The following is a 12,504-nucleotide window of genomic DNA, read 5'->3' as shown; positions in this document are numbered from 1 at the left end:
TCTATTGTATCTTTGTCAAGTACAGAGTACATAAAGGGTTGGTTTTGATAATTGTATGTTTCGCAACACAAATATCTGCAACCCTTTTTTATTTTTAAAAAAAGTTTAAATCATTTCTTTATATAAGCTGCATGATGTATATAGATTCTTGTTATTTATTACCGAAATAGAAAAGCGTAAAATTAAGAAAGGGAGCACGTCTGCTCCCTTTCTGCATATTTCCATCTTGTAGGCTAATACAAATTAACGAAATAACAATAAGATTTGGCAAACATACGGTTTCGTCTAAAATTTTAAAAAATACCTTTGTTAAAATAAACTATAAAAACAGTTAAAGGAGGATTATGATTTTATAAAATACGGTACTTGTAAAACTTAAAGAAATCCTGATTATTGTGTTGTAAAGCTATTTTAACATAAAAGCTAAATATCGCGGTATTTAATCTCGATTATCGAGTAAATAATGGTATACTAGTCGATCGTATTTATAATAAACAACGCCTTTAGCGCATTGCTAAAAGGCGTTGTTTATCATACCAAAAAAGTAAGCTCCAGATTAATAGCTTCTATTCTTCCTCCTGGCTTGCTTCCTCGCTTAACGTCTCCACAGCATCCATCATATTGTATTTCTCCAGCTGTTCTTCCTCTCCGGTAAAATATGGAAAAACGTCCAGAATTGGTGATTCTACGATAGACGGTATACTATAATCTCCCATTGTTTCTTCCATCGCTTTTGTAGTATTTTCAAAAGCTTCTTTTACATCGTTAGCCTGCACCAGTATATAAATGTTCGATTTTTTTTCTTTCCCGCTTTCTTCGTCCATAGCGATTAAAGAAACTTTAGATTTAAACCAACGATCTGAATTCTCAAACGGATGAACCTCAGCGAAATTTGCGATCTTAATGTTTTTAATCATAAAATCCTCACTGGTAAGCTTCTGCATCTCTTCAGTAATTCTGGTTTCCGCTTCAGTATAAGACACTGCATCCAGAAGATATACTTCGGTCACCACTTTTTGCTCGCCTGTTTCATGTGTTTTTCTGTATTTCACCTTACATTCATACCAAATTACGCTCATGTCTTAAATTTTTAAGAGCGCAAAAATAAAATTTAAAGCTTTCCGGTAAAGCAATCCTACGATTAGATATTCACAAGTTTGAATTTTAAAAATAATATCTTTTTTAACCAATATTGGTTAAAAATCTAAGCAATTCTTTTCCAACCAATTGGAAAAGGTCGGTATGAATAATAGTGTAAAACTTCTTCTAAGGCCAGTTTCATCGCTTTGTTAATAGGAAGTATTTTTCTACCTAAACCAAAATCAATTTGTGCGAGTTTTAAATAATAATCACTAAAAACCGGTACCGGTAAATCTTGCTGAATTGCCAACGAGGTCTTTTGAAAAGCATCAGACTGCTGCTTTAATAATTTACAACTTACCAACTGAAGTTTCCCCAATTTATCGCGCTGTGCCGCATAGCCAAATAATCTGCATACCAATCCACGGTAATTATATGCGGTACACCTGCCACTACCACTATCCAAACTTAATGTTTTGTACAAATGACAGACTTCTACAGTCGATGTATTTAAATGATCTAGGGTTTCCTCAGCTTTTCCCGCTAAAAAGCACTGAAATGCCCATGGTAAAAACTCTAATGGTGACGCCTGGATCCCTGGCTTTTCACAACATTTTCCGCATCCAACAGCACAACTAAAACCAGCACGAGATTGAAAATGATCAAGCTCTTCTGAAAGGGTTTCGAACAAACTTTCGACTGCCCTTACTTTTTCTTCTAATTTCATTCAAAAGGCGAAATTAGTCGAAAATAGACTCTGTTTTAAAAAAATTTTAGGTCGAAACTGTTAAATATTATCGTGGTGCAAATTTTCTTGGCCGTAACGCATTAAATTATTCAGAATTTATGCTTTTAAAGACATCAAAGACTTACACTTTACCATTGTGTATAAGCATCATACTAATCGCATAACCTGATTTTGAGTTAAGACAATCCAGAAACCTGACTAAAATACTTGTAACGATATTTATTCACATTTTATATCTTGATGATAAATAAAATAGAAGCTTCCTATAAAGATAAAAATAACTAGCGCTGATTGGTTTTAATAGCATTACTTTTCTTTTCTGAATAGAAAATTAGCATCCAAAACTCGTAAACCAATCAGCGCTTCATTGATATGTTATGTTTTCAGCTCATCCTGAAGCCCTGCGATATAAGGCTGATCGTAGAAACGTTTTCCGGTAGCTTTATATAAGGCATTGGCCAGCGCCCCTATCACCGGTGGAAATGGCGGTTCTCCCAATCCCGTTGGATCGATTCCATTTTCAGCAAAATATACTTCTATACTCTTAGGCGCTTCTTTATGGCGTATTAAGCGATAGGTATCGTAATTGCTTTGTTGTGGCATTCCGTCTTCAAAACTAATTTTACTGTACAAAGCATGTCCAATACCATCTATGGTCCCACCTTCCACCATATTTTTAGCGGCATCGGGATTTACCACAATTCCGCAGTCCACCGCGCAAACAACTTTATCGATCATCGGCTCGTTATTTTGTACTCGTAAATCGAGAATTTGAGCCACATACGAATTATGACAGTAATAGGCCGAAACGCCTCGATTAAGATTTTGATCTTCTTTTTTCCAACCCGATTTATCTCTTACCATTTCCAATACTCCGGCAAAACGATCAGCATCATAATCGTTATTCTCCCCTACAGGCTTTTCCTTGGCTTTTTTCAATAGATCTAACCGAAACTGAATTGGATCCTGACCAGTTTCTTCAGCCAGCTCATCCAAAAATGATTGTTCGGCACCGGCAATAAAATTAGATCTTGGTGCTCTAAATGCCCCTATTGAAATATTACTATCTAGCGTCCAGCTCTCGGCTAAATAATTATCGATCGCCCCAGCAGGAAAACGATTGGCAAACAACGGACTTTCTTTTATTCCCCCTGCATTTACATGAAAAGCAGTGATTTTATTATTGGCATCTAAAGCAGCTCTATAGGTTACATGATATGCCGGGCGATAAACACCATCGGTCATGTCATCTTCTCTGGAATAGACCAGTTTTACGGGAGCTCCTGCCTTTTGAGAAATCACCGCAGCTTCTACCAGAAAGTTACCGTATAAACGGCGGCCAAAACCACCACCCATTCTGGTCATTTGGATATCGATATTTTCCAGATCTAAACCTAAACGCTCCTGAATGGTTTTTTCGGCATATTCAGGAGTTTGGATTGGGCCTAATAATTCAGCTTTATCTTCAGTTACATTCGCAAAAAAGTTCATGGGTTCCATGCAATTATGCGCTAAAAACGGACAAGTATAGGAACGTTCTATAATTCTCGCTGCATTTTTAAAAGCCGCTTCAGGATCACCATCTTTTCGTACCGTTTCGGCTTTTTTAGATCCAATATCAGCCATTAAAGAAGTATGTATTGCTGAGCTTTCCAATCCACTCACCTCCCCCATGCCGGCAGATTTCTCCAAAATTTCAATTTTTTTAGTAAGTTCTGGATTCAAATCCCATTCTACCTTTAATGCTTTTTTGGCCTGCATGACCTGCCAGGTAGATTCCCCTAAAACAACAACCAGCTTACTAAAGGCTGAAACATCACTCCACTGTTTTTGTAGCCCTTCTGGATAAGTATCGATGGTAAAGACATCTTTTATACCCGGCATGTCTTTAATTTTTTCGGCATCCATCGATTTAAATTCCATCCCAAATTTTGGTGGATGCACGATCATGGCGGTGAGCATTCCATCTTTATACGTGTCTAAACCAAAAAGGGGTTGCCCGGTTACGATCTTTTTAGCATCTACGTTTTTTCTTGAAGAACCAATAATCTTAAAATCGTTCTTCGATTTTAAAACGACTTTATCCTCTTCTGGAATTTCAATCGCTGCAGCAGCTTTAGCAATCTCTCCGTAAGAAATAGTTTTATCACTACCAGAATGCGAAATAACTCCGTCTTCTACACTAAGTTCTTCAACAGGTACTTCCATTTGTTTGGCCGCAGCTTGCAGAAGCATATATCTTGCGGTTGCTCCAGCTCTTCTAAGCGGTTCCCAACCCTGGCGAATCGATTGGCTACCACCGGCAAGCTGTCTTGAATATAAATCGGTATTTAAGGGCGCTTGTTCTACAATCACATTATTCCAATCTACATCAAGTTCTTCAGCCACCATCATGGGCATCGATGTTTTTACATTCTGCCCAATTTCAGGGTTTGGCGAATAAATCGTAACAACACCATTATCCCCTATTTTTAAGTAACCATTCAGTTCAAACCATTCGTCGGGCATTTCTAAGGCAGTGTCTGCCACGATAACTTCTTCACTACGCTTACACGCCAGCCAGTTAAAGCCAATAAGCAACCCGCCCCCGGCAATACCAACACTTTTAATAAAAGATCTTCTATTTACTGTTGTGCTTTTCTTTGTCATTTTACTGAAGTTAAATTAGGCGATCTGAGATTTTGAAGCCGCTTTGATGGCAGCTTTAATTCGGCTATAAGTTCCGCAGCGACAAATATTTCCGTTCATCGCGTTTTCAATTTCTTCATCTGAAGGATTTGGATTGCTATCTAACAATGCTGAAGCCGACATGATTTGCCCGGCCTGGCAATAACCACATTGCGGAACATCGATTTCTAACCAGGCCTGCTGTACGTGATGATCCCCATTTTCAGATAAACCTTCAATAGTTTTAATCTTGCTACCTTCTAACGAAGATACTGGTAACTGACATGATCTCACTGCAGATCCATTAAAATGAACCGTACAGGCGCCACATTGGGCTATTCCGCAGCCATATTTAGTTCCTACCAAATTTAAGTGGTCTCTCAAAACCCATAAAAGCGGGGTATTGGGATCTACATCCACGGTTTTATCTTCACCGTTTATATTGAGATTGAATTTCGCCATGACATAATTTTTTATAAAAATTACTAAAATTTTTCTTAAACACTCTTAAATAACAGTTATTTGGAATCGTTTTAAATTAAATCATTCATTTTTATAAATTTTATAGCCCTTTGTTTTGAATTCTTGCACATCTTATTTTAAAATCAAAACCCTATCAAATTCTGTTAATTGCTATGCTATTTTATGGCACAGGTTTCATTTTTGATTTTATAATTCTATAATTTTTAAAGGCTTTTTATTACTTATTCTTTATATTTCAGAAGAAATTTAATCAAACTCTATTTCCAAGCATATGAAAAAACTTAAAATAACCACACTATTTTTATTCGGAATTGGATGTTCTGGTATTGGCTTTTCACAAGTTGATGCCCCTACTACGCCGCCAGAAGTATCTCCAATGCCCATGAAACCAGAAATGACTGAAATCTGGGAACCTCAGATAGAAAAAATTACTCCGGGCGAAAAACCTGGTGATGCACCTTCAGATGCTATTGTACTTTTTGATGGCGAAAATTTAGATCAATGGGTAAGTCAGACTGATACTGAAAAAGCAGCTCCCTGGGCCATTAAACAGGGCTATTTTGAAGTTGTTCCCGGCACCGGTGGCATCCAGACAAAAATGAAGTTTGGGGATGCGCAAATTCATATCGAATGGAGTGCTCCCGATAAAGTAGAAAATTCTGGACAGGGCCGTGGAAACAGCGGATTGTTCCTTCAGAATAGATACGAGCTACAAATTTTAGATTCTTACAATAACCGCACGTATAGCAATGGGCAGGCCGCCAGTATTTATAAAGATGCGCCACCTTTGGTGAATGCCATGCGTTCTCCAGATCAATGGAATGTGTATGATGTAATTTACACAGCGCCCCGTTTTAAAGACGGAAAAATAGACCAGAAAGCAAAAATCACCGTGCTTCATAATGGCGTAGTTGTTCAAAATAATACGACAATACAAGGTCTAACGCTTTATATTGGTTTACACAATTATCCTGAAGCACACGAAGAAGATGTGATCGCTTTACAGGATCACGGTACGAAAGTGCAGTTTAGAAATATTTGGGTAAGAAAATTATAAGTTAATATTTAATTTTTTGAGCAATGAGATCCGGCTATGCTTTGTAGTCGGATTTTTTATGAGTAGAATTTTGGTAGACTAGATGCTTGGTATATTAGATCGTTAAAACTGATAATTGTTTATTGAAAACTGCGAGATAGAGATTTTCCTATTCCACTACACTCAAAATTTATTTTGTATTAAGAAAATAGAAAAGAGACGTAAGAGTTAAGAGTCAGGAAGCAGGACTTTGAATTTTAAATGACTTTATACTGTATAATGTATATTGAAAACACACTTCTCGATACAACAACTTTTAAACTTTGAACGTCCATCTTGATTGAGATTTCTCCATTTCGCTACGCTACAGTCGAAATGACAAAAATTGATAATTGATTAATGTTTATTGAAAACTGTGACTGCTCACTGCGTATTGAGATAGAGATTTCTCCACTCCACTTTGTTTCGGTCGAAATGACAAAATTGATAATTGATTACTGTTTATTGTTCATTGAAAACTGCCAACTGAGACTGCTTACCGCCAACTGAATCACTACAGCTCATCTTTCAATACTTTCCAAACATTATTCGCCAGTATTTGCTGACCTTCGGCGGTGGGATGAATACCGTCTTGCTGATTTAATTCTGGATCACCCGCAACGCCTTCTAAAAGAAAAGGAATAAGTTCTAGATGATATTCCTTAGCTAAATCTGGGAAAAGTGATCGGAACTCAGAAGTGTACTCCTCACCCATATTTGGTGGAATTTGCATTCCGGCCAGGATGATTTTTACATCGGGGTTTTTCTCCCTTGCCGTATTAATAATCTGTTCTAAATTTTTTCTGGTTTCGTCTAACGACACGCCACGTAAACCATCATTGGCACCAAGTTCTAGTACCAGAATATCAACATTTTGCTTAAACACCCAATCCAGTCGGTTCAGTCCGCTTGCAGTAGTCTCACCGCTTAGGCCGGCATTTACCACACTGTAATCCATCCCGAGGGAATCCATTTTCTTTTGAATCAGGTCCGGATATGCTTCTGCGGTGTCCAATCCTAAACCTGCGGTTAAACTGGTTCCAAAAAACAACACCACAGGTGCTTCTTCCTTTTTATTCTCTGCTGAGACCTGCTTTTCCACAGGATTTTCTTCTGAAGAAGAAGGCGATTGCTTTTCTTCATTTTTACAGGAGTTCAAAAAAACAAGGCAAAAAATCGCTAATATCAGGCTATTAAGATTGGTTATTTTCATTATCAATTTTATTTTTTAGTTTCATGTGCAAGATAGGATAAGGTTTTCCCAATCCATCCTTTTCAGAACGTTCAACGACTTTAAAACCCATTTTGGTATAAAATCCCAGTGCCTGCTCATTATCTTCGTTTACATCAACTTTTTCGATATCAAATTCGGCTATGGCGAATTCAACTAAAACCTTACCAATCCCCTGCCCGCGATATTCAGGAGCCAAAAACAACATTTCAATCCCTTTATCGGCACAACCTATAAAACCGGTGATTTTTCCATTTTCAGCTTTCGTACAACTCAAGTGTACAGCATCAAAATACGTATTCAAAATTAAGGGTTTAAAATACGCAATATCGTCCTCTTTTAAAAAGTGATGCGTGGCTCTAACCGAGTCTTCCCAAACTTTTATAAGTTCCGGATAATCACTTTTTGAAACCTTAAATATCTCTATCATTCTGTTGCCAGGTTAGTAAGTTTATTCGATAAACTTTAATGGTCTTAAAATCATTTCTTAATTTGTACGTTTTAGTTGAAAATTCTTTCTAAACCCACAATGACAAAGATATTAAACCTTACCCACCTGGAGAAAAGCTATGACAGCGGAAGTAAAAAACTCCAGATTTTACATGATATTAATTTTGAGGTAGAAGCCAAAGAAACTTTTGCGATTGTTGGGCCATCTGGAAGTGGAAAAACCACTTTATTAGGTCTTTGCGCTGGTTTAGACCAGATTGATAAGGGGGAAATTGAATTATGTGGCATAAAATTAAGTAGCCTTTCTGAAGATGAGCTTGCCTCACTACGAAATCAAAAAGTAGGATTTGTTTTTCAGAATTTTCAGTTGTTACCTACTCTTACCGCAATAGAAAATGTTGCGGTTCCTTTAGAATTGCAAGGCAATAAGAATGCTACCGAAAAAGCAAAATCACTATTGAAAAAAGTAGGTTTAGAGCACCGAATGCATCATTATCCTTCGCAACTTTCGGGCGGGGAACAGCAGCGTGTGGCTTTAGCACGAGCATTTTCTAACGATCCCGAAATTCTTTTTGCCGATGAACCTACCGGAAATCTTGATGCGGAAACCGGGGAAAAAGTAATTCGGCTTTTATTTGAATTAAATGCCGAGCTGGGTACTACTTTAGTGATTGTAACCCACGATATGGAATTGGCCAAAATGACGCAACATATTTTGGAAATTAAGGGTGGTAAAATAGTATCTGACCAGAAAACCGGAATTTAAAATGCAGCAGCTCTATACAACAAAACCGGGATTTTCCTGGTTGCTAAAAATGGCCTGGAGAGATGGAAAAGCGAGCAAACGTAAGCTTTTGCTTTTTATGGCTTCGATTGTTTTGGGAATTGCCGCAGTTGTTTCTATTCAATCTTTTGGAGAAAATTTACAGGATAATATCGCGCTGCAATCTAAATCTTTGATGGGTGCCGATTATACCATCGATATGAACCACCCACCCAGTGAACGGGTGATCGAAATTATGGATTCTCTGGGTATCGATTCACGCGAAATCAGTTTTGCGTCGATGGCGGCTTTTCCTAACAAAACCGGGACAAAATTTGTGAGTGTTCGAGGTATCGATAACGGTTTTCCTTTTTATGGAGAATTAGAAACAAAACCTAAATCTGCGGCTGTAGATTACCAAAATAAAAATGGTGCGTTAGTGGATGCTACGGTTATGCTTCAGTTAGATATGGCGGTAGGCGATAGTATTAAAATTGGTGAAATTACCCTACCCATTTTAGGAGAATTAAAGCAGGCGCCCGGCAGTTCTTCCCTTTTTGGAGCCATCGCACCACCGGTGATTATTCCATATCAATTAATCGAGCAAACGGGACTTATACAAACCGGAAGCCGTATTAATTACGAGTATTATTTTGTTGCCGATAAAAACACCAATCTTGAACTTTTAGACGAAAAAATTAATCCTCAACTGGAAAAAGAAGATGCCGATCTGGATACGCATTTGTCAACCAGCGAGCGATTGGGCAGGCGTTATGAAAACTTCGGGAAGTTCCTAAATCTGGTTGCTTTTATCGCCTTGTTATTGGGCTGCGTGGGAATTGCCAGTGCCATTAATATTTATATCAAAGAAAAATTAAAGTCGGTTGCCGTACTAAAATGCCTGGGGGCTTCGCAAAAACAAAGTTTTTTAATATTCTTAATCCAGGTCACTTTTATTGGTTTTTTAAGCGGAATTTTAGGAAGTATTCTTGGGGTTATTTTACAATATGCATTTCCGGTACTATTAGAAGGTTTACTACCGGTAGAAATTGCATTATCGATCTCACCAAGAGTCATTTTGGCCGGAATCATATTGGGCATTTTAATGTCTGTTTTATTTGCTTTATATCCTCTTGTGGGGACGCTTTACGTTTCACCGCTTCAGGTATTACGAGTTGAAGAAAATACAGGTTCAAAATCACGAAAAGCCCTTTTAGGGATTTCGGTTTTAATCGTTTTGTTTTTATTCCTTTTTTCGTTCTGGTTACTTAGAAACTGGCAGTACTCACTATCATTTATTGGTGGGGTTCTGATCACATTTGCCATTTTAGCCGGTGTTGCTAAGGTTTTTATGAGCCTGATCAGGAAATTTTTCCCAGATTCATGGAGTTTTGTTTCAAGACAATCACTTCGGAATTTGTTCCGACCACAAAACCAGACGCTGATCCTGATTTTGGCTATCGGGATTGGTACTTTTTTAATCAGCACACTTTATTTCAGCAAAGATCTTTTACTGGCACAGGCCACTTTAGACAATACCAATACCAGCGCAAATATGATCCTCCTGGATGTGCAAACCAATCAGACTAAAAATGTGGCTAAAACTATCGAAGCTCAGGATTTGCCGGTCATAGAAGACATCCCCATTGTAACCATGCGCGTACAAAATATTAACGGGCGCTCGGTAAATGAAATTAGGGAAGACACAACTTCTACCATTAATGGCTGGATTTTGAGCCATGAGTTTCGAGTGACCTACCGGGATTCTTTAATTGCTTCGGAAAGTATTGAAAACGGAGAATGGATTCCTGAAGCTAAAAATTCAGAAATTATCCCGATATCGGTAAGTACCAATTTTGCTGAAGATGCGCAGGTTAACGTGGGCGATCAGGTTACTTTTAATGTACAGGGCGTTTTAATGAAAACTAAAATCGCCAGTACACGACTGGTTGATTGGGGACGAATGCAAACCAATTTTTCTATTGTTTTCCCAAAAGGTGTTTTAGAACAGGCACCGCAATTTCATGTTATGACTACACAGGTGCCGGATGCCCAAAAGTCGGCTGAAATTCAGCAAATATTAGTCAAAAACTATCCCAATGTGTCGATTTTAGATTTACGTCAGGTCTTAAGTATTATCGAAGGATTACTGAATAAAATAAGCTGGATCATCAATTTTATGGCATTTTTTAGCATTCTTACGGGAATCATTGTTTTATTGGGTGCCGTTAGAACCAGTAAATACCAGCGTATTAAAGAAAGTGTATTGCTTAGAACAATAGGAGCTAAAAGTAACCAGATCCTTAAGATCGCGGCTTTAGAATATATTTATTTGGGAGTTTTGGGCAGTTTAAGCGGCATTTTACTGTCCTTAATCAGTAGTTTATTATTAGCCTGGCTGGCTTTTGAAACAACGTTTATCCCGTCCTGGGTTCCGTTTGGAATTTTATTCCCAGGGATTACGTTACTGGTGTTGATCATTGGCCTGGCCAACAGCAGCAGCGTTATAAAAAACCCGCCGTTACAGGTGTTACGCCGGGAAAGTATTTAATACTTATTTATTCAGTTATTGTTTTTAATTCAGTATTCGATTCATAATAAAAATCTGTTTTCCAAATCCCCATTTTCCTAAAATTTGCTCCAGAAGATCGGTCGCTATAGGTGATTTGATAAGGTACTTCAATTTTATATCTGTTAATATAATAACTTACTTCAAAAGTTGTGTGCGGAGGTATTTTAAGGTCTGATTTTTCAGAGATATCCACATTTCTTTTCCATTCACTATCTTCAGCATACCTAATGGTTTTATTCCATCCCTTACTAACGGTAACTTCATCATAAATTACTTCAATATCCGGTAAGCGTAATTCAACTTCCTCACTTTCAATAGGTACTAGAATTTGTGGATTGTTTTCAATAAAAGAGGCTTTAAAATTTTCAGGATATTTATCGATTATGATGGTTTCCTTAATTTCATCGCTAGTATTTATTAACGTATCACGGCCAACTGTTATCCAATCGCTACCGATAATTTCAAAAGATTCTATATCGAATGCTATACTTTCAATTTCAAAATCCCCCTTCGGGACAATCTGAAATTGCTGATTTTGAGTTTCGTTTTTTAAAGCCAGATATACCGAATTTTCGGTAGCTTCTAAAACAAAATTAGTGTTGTTTTCACCCAAGGTGGCATTCTGTATAAACGAATAGTTCTTGTTGTCACTGGGTAAAAAACGCCAAAATTGCGTGTCTTGAAGTTTATTATCATTTTGTGCGAACGTAACAGGAACCAATACGCTATCTTTAGCATTAGTTGATTTTACTCCAACAGGTTCCATTTCTTTTACCGCAACCAATATCAATGACTTTGAGGCTTCATCTTTTTCCGAAAATCCAAATACTAAATTATCATTGTCTTTATCAAAATTAGTTAATAATAGATTATTCCCTAATCCATTGGCCGCTAAATAGGTATCTGTAGCTACGGCTTTTACATAAAAAGGCATACCTATAAAATCTTGCCACTCTTTAAGGTCATAGTCTGACGTTGGTACCTGATCTTCTACAAAATAGTTTTCTGGAACTTCATTAAAATACGATTCATCGTCCTCACTACAAGAAAGAAAAGCTATTGCTAAAATGGCTAAAAGTAAACACTTGTTGTTCATTACAAATTAATTAAGGTATATTTATTAGCTTAGGGCGGTCACCATATGAAATTACGGAAAACATAAGTAACCGTTGCACAAGCCTCTAATTCTTAGAAAATTTCACTTATTTAAACCGCTTTTAAGCGGTTTTTTTATCTTATACGATCTCTAAATTAGATAGGTAAAGTCTCTTTAGAACGGACTTATATTCCTGATTTAAGGTCTTTGTGATCTTTAAATACAAGCCGAGCATTCCTGCCCCACTTTTCACCCGTTTTTGAGTGAATTTGAGGTACTTCTTAATGTTGTAGGCGATGGCGGACAGTTGCATACACTTGTTGGCTTGTTTTAGTCCTA

Annotated in this window: 10 protein-coding genes and 1 pseudogene; 3 read left to right on the top strand and 8 right to left on the bottom strand. The window is 37.3% G+C overall.

The annotated features are described in order from the left end of the window. Nucleotides 1–566: 566 nt before the first annotated feature. The 4 genes from L1967_RS21460 to L1967_RS21445 form a co-directional block, all read right to left on the bottom strand. Nucleotides 567–1,079 carry a DUF4494 domain-containing protein gene (locus L1967_RS21460; RefSeq protein ID WP_249603545.1) on the bottom strand — a complete coding sequence of 171 codons (513 nt, stop codon included), beginning with the start codon at nt 1,077–1,079 and terminating at the stop codon, nt 567–569. 125 nt (nt 1,080–1,204) lie between these two features. Next, nucleotides 1,205–1,807 carry a YkgJ family cysteine cluster protein gene (locus L1967_RS21455; RefSeq protein WP_249603544.1) on the bottom strand — a complete coding sequence of 201 codons (603 nt, stop codon included), beginning with the start codon at nt 1,805–1,807 and terminating at the stop codon, nt 1,205–1,207. Nucleotides 1,808–2,203: 396 nt separating this feature from the next. Further along, entirely contained in the window at nt 2,204–4,477 is a 2,274-nt protein-coding gene (locus L1967_RS21450; protein ID WP_249603543.1) for a xanthine dehydrogenase family protein molybdopterin-binding subunit, read from the bottom strand. 15 nt (nt 4,478–4,492) lie between these two features. Further along, a complete protein-coding gene (locus tag L1967_RS21445) occupies nt 4,493–4,957 on the bottom strand; it encodes a (2Fe-2S)-binding protein (protein WP_249603542.1) in 465 nt (154 codons plus the stop codon). Between the two features lie 292 nt (nt 4,958–5,249). Between L1967_RS21445 and L1967_RS21440 the strand changes: the two genes are divergently transcribed. Beyond that, entirely contained in the window at nt 5,250–6,035 is a 786-nt protein-coding gene (locus L1967_RS21440) for a 3-keto-disaccharide hydrolase (protein ID WP_249603541.1), read from the top strand. Between the two features lie 532 nt (nt 6,036–6,567). Here the strand turns inward: L1967_RS21440 and L1967_RS21435 are convergent. Beyond that, on the bottom strand, nt 6,568–7,266 hold the full coding sequence (locus L1967_RS21435; protein WP_249603540.1) for an arylesterase: 699 nt from the start codon (nt 7,264–7,266) through the stop codon (nt 6,568–6,570). Beyond that, complete coding sequence (locus L1967_RS21430) at nt 7,247–7,714, bottom strand: GNAT family N-acetyltransferase (RefSeq protein ID WP_249603539.1); 468 nt, start codon at nt 7,712–7,714, stop codon at nt 7,247–7,249. The genes L1967_RS21435 and L1967_RS21430 overlap by 20 nt, the downstream gene beginning before the upstream one ends. Before the next feature lie 99 nt (nt 7,715–7,813). On the opposite strand from L1967_RS21430, the gene L1967_RS21425 reads away from it, so the two are divergent. Together L1967_RS21425 and L1967_RS21420 are read left to right on the top strand one after the other, a co-directional pair. Then, nucleotides 7,814–8,500, top strand: a complete 687-nt coding sequence (locus L1967_RS21425) for an ABC transporter ATP-binding protein (RefSeq protein ID WP_249603538.1) — start codon at nt 7,814–7,816, stop codon at nt 8,498–8,500. 1 nt (nt 8,501) lies between these two features. Next, the gene (locus tag L1967_RS21420) at nt 8,502–11,048 is read left to right on the top strand and encodes an ABC transporter permease (RefSeq protein WP_249603537.1); all 2,547 of its coding nucleotides are present in this window, start codon (nt 8,502–8,504) and stop codon (nt 11,046–11,048) included. Between the two features lie 7 nt (nt 11,049–11,055). On the opposite strand, the gene L1967_RS21415 is transcribed toward L1967_RS21420, so the two are convergent. Both L1967_RS21415 and L1967_RS21410 read right to left on the bottom strand, forming a co-directional pair. Beyond that, a complete protein-coding gene (locus tag L1967_RS21415; RefSeq protein ID WP_249603536.1) occupies nt 11,056–12,165 on the bottom strand; it encodes a hypothetical protein in 1,110 nt (369 codons plus the stop codon). Between the two features lie 139 nt (nt 12,166–12,304). Then, nucleotides 12,305–12,504, bottom strand: a pseudogene (locus L1967_RS21410) (IS1182 family transposase); the annotation flags it as partial.

This window comes from Zunongwangia pacifica, assembly GCF_023499215.1.
Taxonomy (GTDB): Bacteria; Bacteroidota; Bacteroidia; order Flavobacteriales; family Flavobacteriaceae; genus Zunongwangia; species Zunongwangia pacifica.
The sequence above is the reverse complement of the archived record's forward strand: the minus strand, read 5'-3'. Positions and strand labels throughout refer to the sequence as shown.